The following is an 18,542-nucleotide window of genomic DNA, read 5'->3' on the forward strand; positions in this document are numbered from 1 at the left end:
GCCACTCCGTCTCGGTCTGCTGGGCTCGGTTCACTCGCCGCAGGCGACAAGCACTGATGGCAGGGGTGGATCCCCCGTGCTCTTGGACAGCCTAGAGCGTCGGAGCGGCTGTTCGAACGAGGACCGCCCCTGCCGTTGTCCGGTGAACGGCCGAAGGCGGTTCCGAGTGCCCCGACCGCCGGGCCGGTTCGCCGGTTGCCCGGCGGGGCCAGGGGCTTGCCCGGCGGGGCGAGCCCCTCGGGTGTTACTCCGCCACTTCCCCGTACGCGGCGAGCAGTACCGCCGGGTCCGGGCCCTCCAGCACGGTGGGCCTGGCGAGGCCGTCGAGGACGATGAAGCGCAGCAGGTCGCCGCGGGACTTCTTGTCGACCCTCATGTTCTCCAGCAGCCTGGGCCACTGGTCGTGGCGGTAGCGCAGGGGCAGCCCGACCGATTCGAGGACGGCGCGGTGCCGGTCGGCGGTGGCGTCGTCCAGCCGGCCGGCGAGCCGGCCGAGCTCGGCGGCGAAGTGCATGCCCACCGACACCGCCGCGCCGTGACGCCACTTGTAGCGCTCGTTCTTCTCGATGGCGTGGCCGAGCGTGTGGCCGTAGTTGAGGATCTCCCGCCGGCCCGCCTCCTTCAGATCGGAGGAGACGACGTCGGCCTTGACCCGGATCGAGCGCTCGATGAGCTCGGCGGTGTGCGGACCCGCCGGGGTGCGTGCGGCCTGCGGGTCGGCCTCGATGAGATCGAGGATGACCGGGTCGGCGATGAAGCCGGCCTTGATGACCTCCGCCAGCCCTGAGACGTAGTCGTTGGTCTGGAGGGAGTCCAGGGCGGCGAGGTCGCACAGGACCCCGGCGGGCGGGTGGAAGGCGCCCACCAGGTTCTTTCCCTCGGCGGTGTTGATGCCGGTCTTGCCCCCGACGGCCGCGTCGACCATGGCCAGCACGGTGGTCGGCACCGCGATCCAGCGCACCCCGCGCAGCCAGGTGGCGGCCACGAACCCGGCCAGGTCGGTGCTGGCGCCGCCGCCCACGCCGATGATGACGTCGGTGCGGGTGAACCCGGACTGGCCGAGCGCCTTCCAGCAGTAGGCGGCGACCTCGGCGGTCTTGGCCTCCTCCGCGTTGGGCACCTGGATGGCGACGGCCTCGTAGCCCTGGTCGGCGAGATCGGCGCGGAGCGCCTCGCCGGTCTCGGCCAGGGCCTCGGGGTGGACGACCGCGACCCGCTTGGCGTCGGCCCCGATCAGCCCGCCGAGCTCGCCCAGGAGCTGCCGGCCCACCAGGACCTCGTACGGGTCGGTGCCCGCGGCGGGGCCGATGTGGATCCGCGTCACTGCCTCGCTGCTCATGCCTGCTTCAACTCCAGTGCGTCCAGGGTGGAGGCGGTGACCTCTTCGGGCGTACGGCCGTCCGTGGCCACGACGGCCGTGGCCACCTCCTCGTACAGATGGCGCCGGGCCTCCATCAGTTCGCGCCACTGCTTGCGCGGGTTGACGGCGAGCAGCGGCCGGGCGGCGTTGAGGCCGGTGCGCTTGACCGCCTCCTCGACGTCCATCGACAGATAGACGACCCGCTGTCCGGCGAGCAGCTCGCGCGTCCGTGCGTCGAGGACGGCACCGCCGCCCAGGGCGAGGACGCCCTCGTGCTCGGCGAGGGCCGTGCGCACCGCCTGCTTCTCGATCGCGCGGAAGGCGGTCTCGCCCTCGTCCACGAAGATCTCGGCGATGCTGCGTCCCCCGGCGGCGACGATGTCGTCGTCGGTGTCCCGGTAGCCGACGTCCAGCCGCTCGGCAAGCAGCTGTCCGACAGTGGACTTGCCGACGCCCATCGGGCCGACCAGCACGATCAGCGGGGTCACCGGATGGCCAGGTTCTCGAGGTAGGACGTCACGTTGCGGCGGGTCTCGGTGACGCTGTCGCCACCGAACTTCTCCGCGACCGCGTCCGCTAGGACCAGGGCGACCATGGCCTCGGCGACGATGCCGGCCGCCGGTACGGCGCACACGTCGGAGCGCTGGTGGTGGGCGGCGGTCTCCTCGCCGGTGACGACGTCCACGGTCTTCAGCGCCCGCGGCACGGTCGCGATCGGCTTCATCGCCGCCCGCACCCGCAGCAGTTCACCGGTACTCAGGCCGCCCTCGGTGCCACCGGAGCGGCCCGAGGCGCGCCTGATGCCCTCGTCGGTGGCGACGATCTCGTCGTGCGCCTTCGAACCGGGTACCCGCGCCAGGTCGAAGCCGTCGCCGACCTCCACGCCCTTGATCGCCTGGATGCCCATGAGGGCGGCGGCCAGCCGGGCGTCGAGCCGCCGGTCCCAGTGCACGTGCGAGCCGAGCCCGACCGGTACGCCGTACGCCAGCACCTCGACGACTCCGCCGAGGGTGTCGCCGTCCTTGTGGGCCTGGTCGATCTCCGCGACCATCGCCTTCGAGGCGTCCGCGTCCAGGCAGCGCACCGGGTCCTCGTCCAGCCGCTCCACGTCGGCCGGGGTCGGGTACACGCCGTAGGGGGCCTTGGCGGCCGCGAGCTCCACGACGTGGGAGACGATCTCGACGCCGGCCGTCTCCTTCAGGTACGAGCGGGCCACGGCACCCAGCGCCACGCGGGCCGCGGTCTCCCGCGCTGAGGCCCGTTCCAGGATCGGGCGGGCCTCGTCGAAGCCGTACTTCTGCATGCCGGCGAGGTCGGCGTGGCCGGGGCGCGGGCGGGTCAGCGGGGCGTTGCGGGCGAGACCGGCCAGCACCTCGGGGTCGACCGGGTCGGCCGCCATGACCTGCTCCCACTTCGGCCACTCGGTATTGCCCACCATGACCGCGACCGGGGAGCCGAGGGTCAGGCCGTGCCGCACGCCGCCGAGGAAGGTGACCTCGTCCCGCTCGAACTTCATCCGGGCACCGCGACCGTAGCCCAGCCGCCGCCTCGCCAGATGGTCCGCCACCATGGCCGTGGTGATCGGCACGCCGGCGGGAAGACCCTCCAGCGTCGCGACGAGTGCGGGACCGTGGGACTCCCCCGCGGTCAGCCAGCGCAACCTGCTCAACGGTGTTCCTCCATGCTCGCGCCCGGTACTGCCCTGCGCACGCGGCGTCGCGTACGGCTACGGCGCGACGGGGTGCGCGGCCCCGGCCCGCCACGTCCGATCCTCCCACGTTCGGGCGGCGTGTCCGGTCGCCGGTCCATCAGTCGGACGAGCACCGCCGGGGCGGGACGGCCGCCGGTGCCAGGGTCCTGGCAGAGCGGTCCGGCCCCCGGGGTTCGGCGGCCCGGTCTCCGGCGGCCGGTCCCGGCCGTCAGGCCCGGCTGTCGTCCGGACGCTGCTGACCGGGCGCGTGGGCCCCCGAGGAAGTCGGCACCGCTCTGCCCCGCCGTGACCTGCTCGGGGGCGTGCGGTGCGGGCCGGCCGGGCTGCGGGGCGTACTGGCCCAGGTGGTCGGCTCCGCTGCCCTGTCCGTACCGGGCCGCCGCGTGGACCGGCCGGCCCGCGCGGGTGGCGCGCCGGTGTGCGACCCTGCGCTTGATCCTGACGGCCCGGTACGCGACGACGACGAGAACGACCAGGGCCAACACCGCGATCTGCACCCGGTCGGGCGGAAAGCCCAGTACGGACTCGAAGATCCGGGCCTTCCAGGGTGCCAGTGACGTGCCTGCGGACATGAACGCGTGTCCCGCCCCCCGCGGAACCGGACGGGATCCTATCGGGCCGCGAGCGCCCGCTCTCCCGCTTTCCGCATGGCGTCCAGCGGGGCCGGTGCGCGCCCCGTCATCTGCTCGACCTGGAGCACCGCCTGGTGCACCAGCAGGTCGAGCCCGCCGACCACCGCACCGCCGTACGCCGACCAGCGGGCCGCGAGGGCGGTCGGCCAGGGGTCGTAGAGCACGTCGAAGAGGGCCGCCGGGCGTTCGGGAACGGCTCGGGCGAGGGTGTCGGTGACGCCTGCCGGGGTGGTGGTGACCACCAGCGGAGCGTGCAGGGCCCGCTCGGCGTCGTCCCACTCGGCGATGCGCACCGCCACGTCCAGGCGATCGGCCCACTGCCGCATCTCGGCGCCTCGCGCGGCACTGCGCACGTAGACGACGACCTCGCCGGCGCAGATCCGGGAGAGCGCGGCGAGCGCGGAGGACGCGGTGGCCCCGGCACCGAGGATCGCGGCGGTGTCCACCTTGTCGATGCCGTGCTCGCGCAGGGCGGCGACCATGCCGGGGATGTCGGTGTTGTCGCCGGTCCGGCGGCCGTCCTCGGTGAAAACGACGGTGTTGACCGCGTCGACCGAGGCCGCGGTCTCGCTGATTCCGTCCAGCAGCGGGATCACCGCCCGCTTCAGCGGCATGGTCAGCGACAGTCCGGCCCAGTCGTCCCCGAGCTTCTCGAAGAAGCCCGGCAGGGCTTGCTCGTCGACGTCGAAGCGGTCGTAGGTCCAGCTCTCCAGGCCCAGCTCCGCGTAGGCGGTGCGGTGCAGCAGCGGGGAGAGGGAGTGGGCGATCGGGGAGCCGAGGACGGCGGCCCGGCGCGCCCCGGCCCTAGCTGGCATTGAACTTGTCCTTCAGTTTCAGGAAATCGTCGTGCGTTTTGGCGAACTCCGTCTTGTTCACGCCGTCGGTGGCCACGAAATAGATCCAGCCGTCCTTCGTGGGATCCAACGCCGCTTGAAGAGCGTCTTCGCCAGGATTGCCGATGGGTCCGGGCGGCAGACCCTTGTTGGTGTAGGTGTTGTACGGGTCCTTGTTGCTGTTGATCTCGGACTCGCTGATGTCGATGTTGCTCTCGCCCTTCAGATAGTTGAAGGTCGAGTCGAACTGGAGTAGCTGGTTCGTCTCGGTGTTGGTGGGCTTGAGGCGGTTGTAGACGACCTCGGACATCTTGCGGAAGTCGTCATGGGTCTTGCCCTCGGCCTGCACCAGACTCGCGACCGTGACCAGTTCCCACGGCCCTTCGAGAGCGAGGCTCTCGGCCTTCTCCGGGAACTGCAGTTCCTCGTACTTGTCGGTGGCCCGGCCCACCATTTCCTTCAGCACGTCCGCGGGTTTCGCACCCTTGCCCACCGCGTAGCTGGACGGGTAGAGGAAGCCCTCCAGCGGGTCCTTGACGTTTCCGCCGTTCACCGCCCAGTCGGGCAGGCCGAGCTTCTTCCAGTCCTTCTCGGCGACCTCCGCGGTGGTCCCGTCCTCGACCTCGAGGCGTTCGTCGATGCGCTGGTAGATCTCGGCGTTGCGCCAGCCCTCGGCGATGATCAGGTTGTCGCGGCTCTTCGGGCTGAGCATCAGCTCGACCGCGCTCGCGGCCGACATCTCCAGCTGGAGCGTGTAGACGCCGTCCTGGATCGTCTTGCCCTGCGGGTTGCTCGCCTGGGCCGCGACGAAGGCGTCGACGCTCTTGACCACGCCTTCCTTCTTGAGCACCTGGCCGATGGCGTACCCGCCCGCCCCCTTGGGGATCGTGACGGTCACCTGCTCGCCGTTCCCGTCGCCCGCGAAGTCCGGCGCGCTGCCGAAACGATCCTTGACGAACTGCCAGCCGACATAGCTCACACCGGCCGCACCGCCGCCGAGGACCACCACCACCACGAGGCAGGCCAACCCACTGCGCCGCTTCTTGTCCTTGGTGCCCTTGCCGCCCCTGGCGCCTTTGCCCCGGCGGTCGCCGCGACCGCCCGGCTCGTCGGCCTCGTCCTCGTCGTCGCCCGAGAAGAAGGCGTGTTCACCCTGGTCCGGCCCCGGGTCCCAGTCGGTCTGCGGCTCCGGTTCCGCGTCCTGCTCCGGTTGCCGTTCGGGTTCGGCGCTGCGCCGGGTGGGCGGCTCGGGCGGCGGGTAGGCGTCGGGGGTCGCGTAGTAGTCGGACTGCTGGGCGCCGTACGCCCCGCCCTGCTGCCCGTACGGGTCCGTGGGATCGGCCGCCGCGTACGGGTCCTGCGAGTGGGCGTGGGCGCCGGTCTGCCAGCCGCCCGTGTCGTACTGCTGCTGGTCCGGGTGCTGCTGGTCCGGGTGCTGTGCCTGCTGGGGGGCGTACTGCTGACGGTACTGCTGCTGGTCGTACTGCTGGTGACCTTGCTGGTCGTACTGCTGGTGGCCTTGCTGCTGGTCGTACTGCGTGTACTGCTGCTGTCCGTACCCGCCCTGCTGCCCGGCGGTGCCCCATTCGCCGTACTGCTGCTCCGGCTGCGGCTGCTGCGGGTAGTGCTGCGCCTGGCCGTCGTAGGGGGGCTGCTGACCCTGCTGGGTCTGCTGCCCTGTCCACCCGCCGTCCCCGTACAACGGGTCGTCCGGATGCCACGGTTCGGAGCCTCGGCCCCGGCCATACTCAGTCATCGATCCCCTAGAGCCGCGAGGCGGCGGTCACGCGGCTGTGGGGGTTGCCGACGCCCGTTCCGCCTCTCTTTTGCGGCGGCTGTTCGAACACCACCACATCGCGCGGAACGTTACCGTACCGCGATCAGCTCACCACTTCGACGCCCTCACCGGGTGCCCTGCCTGACACCCGTTCGGATTCGAGGGCCTGCTGGAGAATGATCACAGCGGCGGCCTGGTCGATGACGGAGCGTCCCTTCTTGGACTTCACGCCGGAGGCCCGCAGCCCCTGGCTCGCCGTCACCGTCGTCATGCGCTCGTCGACGAGCCGCACCGGCACCGGCGCGAGCCCGCGGGCCAGCTCCTGGGCGAAGCCGCGGACCTTGGCCGCGGCGGGGCCCTCGCCCCCCTTGAGGGAGCGAGGGAGGCCGACGACGACCTCGATCGGCTCGTACTCCTCCACGAGTTGCCGAAGGCGCCGGTGAGCCGCCGGGACGTCCCGGCCGGGGACGGTCTCCACCGGGGTGGCGAGGATCCCGTCGGGGTCGCACGAGGCGACCCCGATCCGGGCGTCCCCGACATCGATCGCGAGCCGGCGGCCACGGCGCATCGCCGGGCCGCCCGACGGACCAGGCATCGAATCGCTCACTTGGCCGTGTCCGCCACGAGCCGCTCGACGGCGTCGACGGCGTCGCCGACGGCGGCTGCGTTCTGGCCGCCGCCCTGGGCGACGTCCGGCTTGCCGCCACCGCCGCCGCCGAGGGTCTTGGCGGCCGCGCGAACCAGGTCACCGGCCTTGAGACCGCGCTCGCGGGCGGCCTCGTTGGTGGCGATGACGGTGAGCGGCTTGCCGCCCACCGTGGTGAACAGGGCGACGACGGCGGCCCGGCCGCCCTGGATCCGGCCGCGTACGTCGAGGACCAGCTTGCGCAGGTCGTCGGCGGTGGTGCCGTCCGGGACCCGGCCGGTCACCAGAGCGACGCCGTGGACGTCCTTGGCGGACTCGGCGAGGCCTCCGGCGGCCTGGAGCACCTTCTCCGCGCGGAACTTCTCGATCTCCTTCTCGGCGTCCTTGAGCTTGCCGAGCATGGCGGAGACCTTCTCCGGGAGCTCCTCCGGGCGGCCCTTGATCAGCTCCTGGAGCTGGGCGACGACCGTGTGCTCGCGGGCGAGGAAGTTGTAGGCGTCCACGCCGACCAGGGCCTCGATGCGGCGCACACCGGAGCCGATGGAGGACTCGCCGAGCAGCTTGACCAGGCCGAGCTGGGCGGTGTTGTGCACGTGGGTACCGCCGCACAGCTCCTTGGAGAAGTCGCCGATGGTCACCACGCGCACGCGCTCGCCGTACTTCTCGCCGAACTCGGCGATGGCACCCTGCTTCTTGGCCTCGTCGATGCCCATGACGTCGGCACGCACGTCCAGATCGCGGGCGAGCACCTCGTTGATCTTCTGCTCGACGTCGGTCATCACGGCCGTCGGAACGGCGGACGGCGAGCCGAAGTCGAAGCGGAAGCGGCCGGGCTGGTTCTCGGAACCGGCCTGGGCGGCCGTCGGGCCCAGGGCGTCGCGCAGGGCCTGGTGGGTGAGGTGGGTGGCCGAGTGGGCGCGGGCGATGGCCGTACGGCGGCGTTCGTCGATGGAGGCGTGGGCCTTGGCGCCGAGGGTGACCTCGCCGACCTGGACGACGCCCTTGTGGACGTACACGCCCGGAACCGGCTTCTGGCAGTCACGGACCTCGATGACGGCACCGGAGTCGGCCCTGATCCGCCCGGTGTCGCCGATCTGGCCGCCGCCCTCGGCGTAGAACGGGGTGCGGTCGAGGACGATCTCCACCTCGTCGCCCTCGGCGGCGGCGGGTGAGGAGACGCCGTCGACCAGGATGCCCACGACGGTGGACTCGCCCTCGGTGGCGGTGTAGCCGGTGAAGTCGGTGGCACCGGCCCGGTCGGCGATCTCACGGTAGGCCCCGAGGTCGGCGTGGCCGGTCTTCTTGGCCCGCGCGTCGGCCTTGGCCCGCTCCCGCTGCTCCTTCATGAGCCGGCGGAAGCCGTCCTCGTCCACGGACAGCCCCTGCTCGGCGGCCATCTCCAGGGTGAGGTCGATCGGGAAGCCCCAGGTGTCGTGGAGCAGGAAGGCGCGGTCGCCGGAGAGGACCGTGCCACCGGACTGCTTGGTCTCGGTGACGGCGGTGTCGAGGATGTTGGTACCGGCCTTCAGCGTCTTGAGGAAGGCGTTCTCCTCGGCGACGGCGACCTTCTCGATCCGCTCGCGGTCGGTGATCAGCTCGGGGTACTGCTGCCCCATCATGCCGATGACGACGTCGACCAGGTCCTCGACGACCGGGCCGGTGGCCCCGAGCAGACGCATGTTGCGGATGGCGCGGCGCATGATGCGGCGCAGCACGTAGCCGCGGCCCTCGTTGCCCGGGGTGACGCCGTCACCGATGAGCATGACCGAGGTGCGCATGTGGTCGGTGACCACGCGCAGCGAGACGTCCGAGTCCTGGGCATCGCCGTAGCGGACCCCGGTCAGGTCGGTGGCCCTGTCGATGACGGCCATGGAGGTGTCGATCTCGTACAGGTTCTGCACACCCTGCAGAATCATGGCGAGCCGCTCGAGGCCGAGGCCCGTGTCGATGTTCTGGCTCGGCAGGTCGCCGAGGATCGGGTAGTCCTTGCCCGGTCCCTCGCCCCGCTCGTACTGCATGAAGACGAGGTTCCAGATCTCCACGTACCGCTCGTCGTTGACGGCGGGGCCGCCCTCGGCGCCGAACTCGGGGCCGCGGTCGTAGTTGATCTCGGAGCAGGGACCGCAGGGCCCGGGGACGCCCATGTCCCAGTAGTTGTCCTTCTTGCCCAGGCGCTGGATGCGCTCGGCGGGCACGCCGACGACGTCGCGCCAGATGCGCTCGGCCTCGTCGTCTTCCTTGTAGACGGTGATCCACAGGCGCTCGGGGTCGAGGCCGTAGCCGCCCTTGTCCTGGGGGCTGGTGAGCAGCTCCCAGGCGAGCTTGGCGGCGCCTTCCTTGAAGTAGTCGCCGAAGGAGAAGTTGCCGCACATCTGGAAGAAGGTGCCGTGCCGGGTGGTCTTGCCGACCTCTTCGATGTCCGGCGTGCGGACGCACTTCTGGACGCTGGTGGCGCGCGCGAAGGGCGGCTTGACCTCACCCAGGAAGTAGGGCTTGAAGGGCACCATGCCGGCCGGGACGAGGAGCAGAGTCGGGTCGTCCGCGATGAGCGACGCCGAAGGGACGACGGTGTGCCCGCGCTCCTCGAAGAAGCTCAGCCAGCGGCGGCGGATCTCGGCCGACTCCATCAGTGGTCCTCATTCCGGTTGTACGGGCTCGTCGGGTACGCCGAGCCCTCGGCGTACCGTGGGTTGTTCTTCGGGCTGTTGCGGTTCTCGAGGGCGGCGTACCGGCCGGAGCGCGGCAGTTCCCGGTCGACGGGGGCGTCGAGGCCGAGGGCGTCGCCCAGTTCGGCCTCGCGCCGGGCCATGTTGTCGCGGACGTCGAGGGCGAAGTCCACCGCCCGGTCCTTGATGCGGCCGCCGGCCTCGATCGCCTTGTTCGCCGCGGTCGCGGCGAGGCTCTCGGGCGTCAGCTGCCTCAGTTTCCGGTTGACCTTGGTGGTGGCCCACACACCTGCGGCGACGCCGGTGGTGAACCAGAACGTACGGCGGAACATCGCTGGGTCAGTCCTTCTTTCCCCGGGTGCGCCTGGCCCGCCGCGTGCCCGGGACGGTGCGGCCCACGATCACGGTGCGGCCCGGCGCCTTCGCGGGCTCGGTCCTGTCGGACGCCGGCCTGGCGGACGCGTCCTCCTTGCGGCCGCTGACGGCCCGGCGCACGCCGTAGCCGAAGGCGGCGACCTTGACCAACGGGCCCCCGAAGGTGGAGGCGACGGTGGTCGACAGGGCGGAGGCGTTGGAAGTGACCTCCTGGACGTCGGAGGCGATCGCGTCGACCCGCTCGATCTGGGTCTGTGCGGAGCGCACCGCGGTGGAGGCGTCGGCCAGCAGCGGGACGGCCTGGTCGGTCACGTCCGCCACGAGCTTGGTGGTCGCCCGGAGCGTCTGGGCCAGCCTCGCCAGCGCGACGGCGAGGAAGGAGACCAGGATCGCCCAGAACACGGCCACCAGGATTCCGGCCACCTCTCCACCGGACACTGTGCGCACCTGCTCCCTGAGAAACATGCCTGAACATCGAGAGAATCGTGCACCGAGCCTATCGCGCCGCCGGCAGGGCTCCGTACCGGATTACCGCCCGGCACGGGAGCGGGGCCCGGCCGGGACGAGGCGGTCCGCCGGGCTCCGCACGGGGCCGGGACGCGGAGCCGCGACGGCCGCTTCTGCACCGGGCACGCCCGTGCGGCAGGCGGCTGCCGGGGCACCCACGCAGCAGCCCGCCGCCTCTCCCGCCCGTGAGGGCGGGAGAGGCGGCGGGCTGAAGGTACCGCGTGCCTGCCGGGGTCAGCGGGCGTAGTACTCGACGACGAGCTGCTCGTCGCAGATCACCGGGATCTCCTTGCGGTTCGGCTCACGGTCCAGGCGGAACGCCAGGGACTTGAGGTTCACCTGGAGGTAGCGCGGGATCTCGCCGTCGGGGGCGAAGCCACCCTCGCGGGCGATCGTGAACAGCGTCTTGTCCTTGCTGCGCTCACGGACCTGCACGACGTCGTCCGGGCGGACACGGAAGGAGGGCTTGTCGACCTTCTTGCCGTTGACCTGGATGTGGCCGTGGGTGACCATCTGGCGGGCCTGGTAGATCGTGCGGGCGATGCCCGAACGCAGGACCAGGGCGTCGAGACGGCGCTCGAGCTCGATGACGAGCGCTTCACCGGTCTTGAGCGACGTCTTGGCGGCACGCTCGTACGCGCGGACGAGCTGGCGCTCGCTGACGTCGTACTGGGCGCGCAGACGCTGCTTCTCCAGCAGACGGACCTTGTAGTCCGAGTTCTGCTTGCGGCCGCGGCCGTGCTCACCCGGCGGGTAGGGGCGGGCCTCGAAGTACTTGACGGCCTTCGGGGTCAGCGCGATACCCAGGGCACGCGACTTCTTGACCTTGGGGCGGGGCTGATTGGCCACTGTTTCTTTCACCTTCGTGTTGTCGGCTCACCAGGGTTAAGGGAGGTCGCATCCGCAGCCGGGGAGACCCCGCGGGTCCGTGACGGACCTGCCGGGCAGCCGCTCCCCTGATCTGGGCACATACGTGCAGCACGCGAGTGGCCCACCGGCCGCTCCCGGAAATCCGGGTGGTGGTGGGCTGCCCGCGACACCGTTCGACGGTGCGCGACGCTCCTGGATCCCCTGCCCCGGAGGGCGGGTCTCCGGCTGGGTGTCCCGCTCTGGTGGTGCCGGTCTCCCTTGCGGGTACCGGACGCGGGACGCAGCTTCGGCAGATTCTACAGGGTGCTCACGGCTGCTTCCGACCGAGGTGCTTCCTGGTCCACTCCACCGCGTCGGCGTACCGCGCCTCGGCGCCGTGCCGGGTGGGTTCGTAGTACGCGCGGTCCTTGAGGACGTCCGGGGCGTACTGCTGCTGGGCTATGCCCTCGGACAGGTCGTGCGGGTACACGTACCCCTGGGCGTGGCCCAGCTTGGCCGCGCCCTTGTAGTGCCCGTCGCGCAGGTGGGCCGGGACGGGCCCGGCCAGCCCCTTGCGGACGTCGTCGAGGGCGGCGCCGATCGCGGTGGTGGCCGCGTTGGACTTGGGGGCGAGGGCGAGGGCGATGGTGGCGTGGCTGAGGGTGAGGGCCGCCTCCGGGAAGCCGATCATGGCGACGGCCTGGGCGGCGGCGACCGCGATCTGCAGGGCGTTCGGGTCGGCGAGGCCGATGTCCTCGCTGGCGGAGATCATCAGGCGGCGGGCGATGAAGCGGGGGTCCTCACCGGCCTCGATCATCCGGGCGAGGTAGTGCAGGGCGGCGTCCACGTCGGAGCCGCGGATGGACTTGATCAGGGCGCTGGCGACGTCGTAGTGCTGGTCTCCGGAGCGGTCGTACTTCACCGCGGCCCGGTCGACCGTCTCCTCCAGGGTGGCCAGGGAGATCTCCGTCTCGCCCTTGTCCAGCGCGGCCCCCGCGGCGGCCTCCAGGGCGGTCAGGGCGCGGCGGGCGTCCCCGCCGGCGATGCGCACCAGGTGGGCGCCGGTGTCCTCGGGGAGGGTGAGGGTGCCCTTCAGGCCCCGCTCGTCGCCGAGCGCGCGGTGGAGCAGGTCCCGGATGTCGTCGTCGGTGAGGGGTTCCAGGGTGAGCAGGAGCGAGCGGGACAGCAGCGGGGAAATGACCGAGAAGTAGGGGTTCTCGGTGGTCGCGGCGATCAGCGTGACCCAGCGGTTCTCGACCGCGGGCAGCAGGGAGTCCTGCTGTGCCTTGCTGAAGCGGTGGATCTCGTCGAGGAAGAGGACGGTCTCCTTGCCGTACCCGCCCGAGGCACGGCGGGCGCCGTCGATGACCGCGCGGACCTCCTTGACGCCCGCGGTGATCGCCGACAGTTCGACGAAGCGCCGGTCGGTGGCCTTGGAGACGACGTGGGCCAGGGTCGTCTTGCCGGTGCCGGGCGGTCCCCACAGGAACACCGAGGACGGGCCCGCGGGGCCAAAGGCGCCCTCGCCGACCAGTCGGCGCAGGGGTGAACCGGGCTTCAGCAGATGCTGCTGGCCCACCACCTCGTCGAGGGTGCGCGGGCGCATCCGGACGGCGAGGGGGCTGCCGGTCGGGTCCTTCTCCTGGCGTTCTTCGGCTGCGGCGGTGAACAGGTCGGGCTCCACACCGAAACCCTAAAGGACCGCACCGACAGCGCGGCTCACGCGGTCGGTGCGGTCCTCGTGGCTCCGGGGGCCGGTGCGGTTCCTGCGGCCCCCGGGGCCGGTGCGGTCGGGGCGGTCAGCTGGTCCAGAACTCCCACCAGCGGGTCAGGATCAGCATGCCGATGATGCCGATGTGCAGCACGGGCATGACCCAGGTGAACTCGCCGAAGAAGCTCCTCAGCCAGCCGGGGGCGGGCAGGAAGCCCTTGCGGACGTTGAACGACGTGACGTACCAGAACATGACGATGGTGGCGACCCAGGCCAGGCAGCACCACAGGCACAGGGCGTTGATCCGGTACAGGGACTGGATCATCAGCCAGGCGCAGAAGACGACGCCGAAGAGGGTGCCCGCGTTGAGGGTGAGCCAGTACCAGCGCGGGAAGCGTGCCCCTGCGAGCAGGCTCATCCCCACACAGATGACGATGCCGTAGGTCACGAGGCCCAGCATCGGGTTGGGGAAACCGAAGACGCTCGCCTGGTCGCTCTCCATGACGCTGCCGCAGGAGACCACCGGGTTGAGGCTGCAGCCGGGAACGAAGGTCTCGCCCCTGACCTTGGCCTCGAGCAGTTTGAACTTGTCCAGGGTGATGATCCACGCGGCCAGGACACCGGCGGCGCCGGTGATGACCAGCAGCAGGGCGAACGCACGGCCGGCGCCCTCGCGCGGCGGCCCGGCGGCGGGCCCCGGAGCGGGATCGGGCTCGGTGGAAACGTCCTTCACTGTCGTCTTGCTCATCACGCCGATTCCGTCACTGGAGGGTGTGGACCTGCTTCGGGCAGGGCCATTGTGCCGCACGTGGCTGTGGGTTCACCGTCCTCCAGTCATAAGAACGTACGAACAGTCCCCGCAGGTGTACGGTTTCGGCCGCAGTATGTGCCCCGGCCGTACATACACTCCAGCCTAAGTCCCCGACCGAGGGAATCGGCACCCAAGGTATTGACGCGATGACACGCATCGACGACCGAAGGCGCCGGGGCCTTTGGGGCACACCGGCGCCTTCGTGCGCGTGGGGGCGAGGACGGGGTCAGCCGAGCCGGGCCTCCAGCTCGGCCACGATCTCGTTGACGCCCACCGCGGTCTGCTCACCGGACTCCATGTCCTTGAGCTGGACGACGCCCTCGGCGAGGTCGCGCTCGCCGAGCACCAGGGCGTAGCGCGCGCCCGAGCGGTTGGCCGCCTTCATCGCCGCCTTCAGGCCCTTGCCGCCGTAGGCGAAGTCGGCGGCGACGCCGTTCTTGCGCAGTTCGGTGACCTTGGCGAACAGCACCCGGCGGGCCTCCTCGCCGAGCGGGACGGCGAACACGCTGGTGGTGGCCGGGAGTTCGAGCTCGACGCCCTCCGCCTCCAGGGCCAGCACGGTGCGGTCGACGCCGAGCGCCCAGCCGACGGACGGCAGCGCGGGGCCGCCGATCATCTCCGAGAGACCGTCGTAGCGGCCGCCGCCGCCCACCGCGGACTGGGAGCCCAGGCCGTCGTGGACGAACTCGAAGGTGGTGCGCGTGTAGTAGTCCAGCCCCCGCACCAGCCTGGGGTCGTCCTCGTAGGCGACGCCCGCGGCCGTGACCAGCTCGCGGACCTCCTCGTGGTACGCCTTGCAGGCGTCGCACAGGTAGTCGCGCAGCAGCGGGGCGCCGGTCAGCTGCTTCTGCACCGCCTCGCGCTTGTCGTCCAGGACGCGCAGCGGATTGATCTCCGCGCGGCGCAGGGTGTCCTCGTCCAGGTCGAGACCGCGCAGGAAGTCCTGGAGCGCGGCCCGGTAGACGGGGCGGCACTCCTTGTCGCCCAGGGAGTTCAGCAGGATGCGGAATTCGCTCAGCCCCAGGGAGCGGTACGCCTGGTCGGCCAGGATGATCAGCTCGGCGTCGAGCGCCGGGTCCTCGGCCCCGATCGCCTCCGCTCCGACCTGGGAGAAGTGACGGTAGCGGCCCTTCTGGGGCCGCTCGTAGCGGTAGTACGAGCCGGAGTACCAGAGCTTGACCGGGAGGTTGCCCGCCTTGTGCAGGTTGGCCTCGAGGGCCGCGCGCAGTACGGAGGCCGTGCCCTCGGGCCGCAGGGCGAGGCGGTCGCCGCCCTTGGTCTCGAAGGCGTACATCTCCTTGGTGACGATGTCGGTGGACTCACCGACACCGCGCGCGAACAGCTCGACGTTCTCGAAACCGGGCGTCTCGATATAGCCGTAGCCGGAGCCGCGCAGCGGGGCGGCGATGGCCTCGCGGACGGCGAGGTACTTGGCGCTGTCCGGCGGGATCAGGTCGTAGGTGCCCTTGGGGGCCTTGAAGGTGCTCACGGAAGGTCTTGTCACATTCCTCGTCGGGGAGCGTCGGCGGCGCCGCGTCCTTGGCGGCCCGCCGTCACCTGCCGCAGATACGGGTTGGTGGCGCGCTCCTGGCCGATGGTCGTCTGGGGGCCGTGTCCGGACAGCACCACGGTCGAGTCGTCGAGCGGCAGGCACACGCGGGCCAGCGAGTCGAGCAGGTCGGCCATGTCACCGCCGGGCAGGTCGGTGCGTCCGACGGAGCCGGCGAACAGCAGGTCGCCCGAGAAGAACACCGGCGGGACGTCCGCCGCCTCGGGCAGGCCGAAGGTCACCGACCCCTTGGTATGGCCCGGCGCGTGCGCGACCGTCAGCTTCAGTCCGGCCAGGTCGAGCTCGGCTCCGTCGGCCAGCTCCTTGACGTCGGCCGGTTCCCCGACGCTCAGCTCGCCCATGAGCGGCATGCCGATGGCGCGGCCGATGCCCTTCTCGGGGTCGCTCATCATGTACCGGTCGTCGGGGTGGATCCAGGCCGGTACGTCGTGCGCGCCGCACACGGGGACGACCGAGGCCACGTGGTCGATGTGGCCGTGGGTGAGGACGACGGCGACGGGCTTCAGCCGGTGCTTGCGGACCGCCTCCTCGACTCCGGGGGCGGCCTGATGGCCGGGGTCGATGATCACGCACTCCTCACCGGCGGCGGGGGCGACGAGATAACAGTTCGTCCCCCAGGCCCCGGCGGGGAACCCGGCAATGAGCACGTTCGTCCTTCGTTGTGTCGGTACGGGAGGCTTGCCACGGGGCTCGCGCCCGTGGGCAGAGCCTACCGGCGCTGCCGTTTCCTCAGCCAACCCATATACGGTACGGGGCACACGCAGTCAGTCGGTCCGCCGCCCGCACGCGTATTCGGTCGGCACACGAGAGGCATGAGGAGTAACCCGGTGGTCAGCCAGGAGCAGCGGCGGCGTCAGCTCGCCCGGGAGAAGTTCTTGCGGCAGCAGCAGCGGCGCACCGAGGCGCGCCGCAAGTCGCGGATCCGCAACTCGGTGATCGCGTCCGCCCTCGGTGTGGTCCTGGTCGGCAGCCTCGGGCTGTACACGGCCGGGGCGTTCGACCAGGACGAGGACAAGTCCAACGCGAACGCGGAGGTCACGCCCAGCGCCGAGGCGCCGAGCAAGGCCCCCGATCCGTGCGAGAAGCCGGCGGAGGGCAAGGTCGCCTCGAAGACCTGGAAGAAGGAGCCGGCGATGTCCATCGACGAGTCGGCGAAGTACACGATGACGCTCGAGACGACCTGCGGCACGATCGACATGGCGCTGAAGGCGTCGGCGGCCCCGCACACCGTCAACTCGTTCGAGTTCCTCGCGGGTGAGGGCTACTTCGACCACAGCACGTGCCACCGGCTCACCACCAACGGCATCTACGTGCTGCAGTGCGGTGACCCGACGGGCACCGGCACCGGCGGTCCCGGCTACACGATCCCGGACGAGAACCTGAAGGACAAGAGCCTCAAGGACAACACCTACCCGGCGGGCACCGTCGCCATGGCGAACACCGGGCAGAAGGACAGCGGCGGCAGCCAGTTCTTCCTGGTGTACGAGGACAGCCCGCTGCCGCCGAGCTACACGCCGTTCGGCACCGTCTCGGCGGACGGCCTGAAGGTCCTGAAGAAGATCGCCGAGGCCGGTGACAGCACCGGAGCGGGTGACGGAGCCCCCAACGCGACGGTCGTCATCGACAAGGCGACCGTCAGCGAATCCTGACCGTTTCACCGCGGAATTTCGGCCGCGCGGGATGCGGACAGGCATCCCGTCGGTCGCCTAGATTGGCCGTGACGAAAACTGTGGACGATGCCCGGGGGCAGCAGAGCCCCACAGGCATCATGTGGAGGAGGCGCTGTGAGCAGCGACCCGTGGGGCCGCGTCGACGAGACGGGGACCGTGTACGTGCGTACGGCCGACGGAGAGCAGGTCGTCGGTTCCTGGCAGGCGGGCTCCCCCGAGGAGGCTCTGGCCTACTTCGAGCGCAAGTACGAGGGCCTGGTTGTGGAGATCGGCCTCCTCGAGAAGCGGGTGAAGACCACCGACCTCTCCTCGAAGGACGCCACGACGGCGATCGGGCACCTGCGCGAGCAGGTCGACGCCCATCACGCGGTCGGTGACCTGGCTGCTCTCCGGGTGCGGCTGGACAAGCTCGTGGAGCTGGTGGACGCCCGGCGCGAGGAACGCAGGGCGCAGCGGGCCAAGCAGTCCGACGAGGCGCGCCAGGCCAAGGAGGCTCTGGTCGCCGAGGCGGAGGAGCTGGCGGGTTCGGACCAGTGGCGGGCGGCCGGTGAGCGGCTGCGGGCGCTGGTGGACACCTGGAAGGGCCTGCCGCGGCTGGACCGCAAGTCCGACGACGAGCTGTGGCATCGCTTCTCGCACGCGCGGTCGGCGTTCTCCAAGCGGCGCAAGCAGCACTTCGCGCACCTGGACGCGCAGCGCGAGGAGGCCCGCAAGACCAAGGAACGTCTGGCCGCCGAGGCCGAGGCGCTGTCGAAGTCGACGGACTGGGGTGCGACGGCGGCGCGCTACCGGGACCTGATGTCGGAGTGGAAGGCCGCGGGCCGCGCCCAGCGCGAGCACGAGGAGGACCTGTGGAACCGCTTCCGCGGCGCCCAGGACGTCTTCTTCGCCGCTCGCGGCTCGGTCTTCGCCGAGCGTGACGCGGAGCAGACGGAGAACCTCAAGCTCAAGGAGGAGCTGGCCGGGGAGGCCGAGAAGCTCCTGCCGATCACGGACCTGAAGGCCGCCCGAGCCGCGTTCCGCGCGCTCAACGAGCGGTGGGAGGCCATCGGCCATGTGCCGCGGGACGCCCGGCCGAAGATCGAGGGCCGGATGCACACCGTCGAGCGGGCCATGCAGGAGGCCGAGGAGGCCGAGTGGCGCCGGAGCAACCCGGAGGCACGCGCACGTGCCGAGGGTCTGACCGGCCAGCTCCAGGCAGCCGTGGACAAACTGAAGGGCCAGATCGAGCAGGCACGGGCGCAGGGCAACGACGCCAGGGCCCGGAAGCTCGAGCGTGAGCTGGAGGGCCGCCAGGCACTCCTGGACCAGGCTCTGAAGGGTCTGCAGGAATTCGGCGGCTGACGGCCGCCGTCACCGTCACGGTCACCGCGAGGTGAGAGGGGCTCCCGTACCGCGTGTACGGGAGCCCCTCTGTCATGCGT

Annotated in this window: 17 protein-coding genes; 2 read left to right on the forward strand and 15 right to left on the reverse strand. The window is 71.0% G+C overall.

The features are described from left to right. Positions 1-244: 244 nt before the first annotated feature. From aroB to ACWZEH_RS05010, 15 genes are all read right to left on the reverse strand, one after another. A complete protein-coding gene (gene aroB / locus ACWZEH_RS04940; protein ID WP_456195949.1) occupies positions 245-1,339 on the reverse strand; it encodes a 3-dehydroquinate synthase in 1,095 nt (364 codons plus the stop codon). After that, positions 1,336-1,818 carry a shikimate kinase gene (locus ACWZEH_RS04945; RefSeq protein ID WP_456199444.1) on the reverse strand — a complete coding sequence of 161 codons (483 nt, stop codon included), beginning with the start codon at positions 1,816-1,818 and terminating at the stop codon, positions 1,336-1,338. The genes aroB and ACWZEH_RS04945 overlap by 4 nt, the downstream gene beginning before the upstream one ends. Before the next feature lie 26 nt (positions 1,819-1,844). Next, on the reverse strand, positions 1,845-3,029 hold the full coding sequence (gene aroC, locus ACWZEH_RS04950; RefSeq protein WP_456195951.1) for a chorismate synthase: 1,185 nt from the start codon (positions 3,027-3,029) through the stop codon (positions 1,845-1,847). Continuing rightward, complete coding sequence (locus tag ACWZEH_RS04955) at positions 3,026-3,643, reverse strand: hypothetical protein (protein ID WP_456195953.1); 618 nt, start codon at positions 3,641-3,643, stop codon at positions 3,026-3,028. The genes aroC and ACWZEH_RS04955 overlap by 4 nt, the downstream gene beginning before the upstream one ends. Before the next feature lie 38 nt (positions 3,644-3,681). Beyond that, on the reverse strand, positions 3,682-4,518 hold the full coding sequence (locus ACWZEH_RS04960; RefSeq protein WP_456195954.1) for a shikimate dehydrogenase: 837 nt from the start codon (positions 4,516-4,518) through the stop codon (positions 3,682-3,684). Next, positions 4,508-6,292 carry an endolytic transglycosylase MltG gene (gene mltG / locus ACWZEH_RS04965; RefSeq protein WP_456195956.1) on the reverse strand — a complete coding sequence of 595 codons (1,785 nt, stop codon included), beginning with the start codon at positions 6,290-6,292 and terminating at the stop codon, positions 4,508-4,510. The genes ACWZEH_RS04960 and mltG overlap by 11 nt, the downstream gene beginning before the upstream one ends. Before the next feature lie 124 nt (positions 6,293-6,416). Beyond that, positions 6,417-6,908: a Holliday junction resolvase RuvX gene (ruvX, locus tag ACWZEH_RS04970; RefSeq protein ID WP_456195958.1), complete on the reverse strand. Its 492-nt coding sequence runs from the start codon at positions 6,906-6,908 to the stop codon at positions 6,417-6,419. An 8-nt stretch (positions 6,909-6,916) separates the two neighbouring features. Continuing rightward, the gene (gene alaS / locus ACWZEH_RS04975; RefSeq protein WP_456195960.1) at positions 6,917-9,586 is read right to left on the reverse strand and encodes an alanine--tRNA ligase; all 2,670 of its coding nucleotides are present in this window, start codon (positions 9,584-9,586) and stop codon (positions 6,917-6,919) included. Further along, positions 9,586-9,957 (reverse strand): hypothetical protein, encoded by a 372-nt coding sequence (locus ACWZEH_RS04980; RefSeq protein WP_456195962.1) that lies wholly within the window; start codon positions 9,955-9,957, stop codon positions 9,586-9,588. The genes alaS and ACWZEH_RS04980 overlap by 1 nt, the downstream gene beginning before the upstream one ends. 7 nt (positions 9,958-9,964) lie before the next feature. Beyond that, entirely contained in the window at positions 9,965-10,438 is a 474-nt protein-coding gene (locus tag ACWZEH_RS04985) for a DUF948 domain-containing protein (RefSeq protein ID WP_456195964.1), read from the reverse strand. Between the two features lie 303 nt (positions 10,439-10,741). Next, a complete protein-coding gene (gene rpsD, locus ACWZEH_RS04990) occupies positions 10,742-11,356 on the reverse strand; it encodes a 30S ribosomal protein S4 (protein ID WP_257850066.1) in 615 nt (204 codons plus the stop codon). A 328-nt stretch (positions 11,357-11,684) separates the two neighbouring features. Beyond that, positions 11,685-13,040 carry a replication-associated recombination protein A gene (locus ACWZEH_RS04995; protein WP_456195966.1) on the reverse strand — a complete coding sequence of 452 codons (1,356 nt, stop codon included), beginning with the start codon at positions 13,038-13,040 and terminating at the stop codon, positions 11,685-11,687. 115 nt (positions 13,041-13,155) lie between these two features. Further along, positions 13,156-13,815, reverse strand: coding sequence for a vitamin K epoxide reductase family protein (locus tag ACWZEH_RS05000; protein WP_456195968.1), 660 nt, complete (start codon positions 13,813-13,815; stop codon positions 13,156-13,158). A gap of 289 nt (positions 13,816-14,104) precedes the next feature. Continuing rightward, positions 14,105-15,367 (reverse strand): histidine--tRNA ligase, encoded by a 1,263-nt coding sequence (hisS, locus tag ACWZEH_RS05005; RefSeq protein WP_384019943.1) that lies wholly within the window; start codon positions 15,365-15,367, stop codon positions 14,105-14,107. Between the two features lie 11 nt (positions 15,368-15,378). Beyond that, positions 15,379-16,095 carry an MBL fold metallo-hydrolase gene (locus ACWZEH_RS05010; RefSeq protein WP_456195970.1) on the reverse strand — a complete coding sequence of 239 codons (717 nt, stop codon included), beginning with the start codon at positions 16,093-16,095 and terminating at the stop codon, positions 15,379-15,381. A gap of 180 nt (positions 16,096-16,275) precedes the next feature. Between ACWZEH_RS05010 and ACWZEH_RS05015 the strand changes: the two genes are divergently transcribed. Both ACWZEH_RS05015 and ACWZEH_RS05020 read left to right on the forward strand, forming a co-directional pair. Next, complete coding sequence (locus ACWZEH_RS05015; protein ID WP_456199446.1) at positions 16,276-17,097, forward strand: peptidylprolyl isomerase; 822 nt, start codon at positions 16,276-16,278, stop codon at positions 17,095-17,097. 135 nt (positions 17,098-17,232) lie between these two features. After that, on the forward strand, positions 17,233-18,462 hold the full coding sequence (locus ACWZEH_RS05020) for a DUF349 domain-containing protein (RefSeq protein WP_456195972.1): 1,230 nt from the start codon (positions 17,233-17,235) through the stop codon (positions 18,460-18,462). The last annotated feature ends 80 nt before the right edge of the window (positions 18,463-18,542 follow it).

This window comes from Streptomyces yamdrokensis (assembly GCF_053890455.1).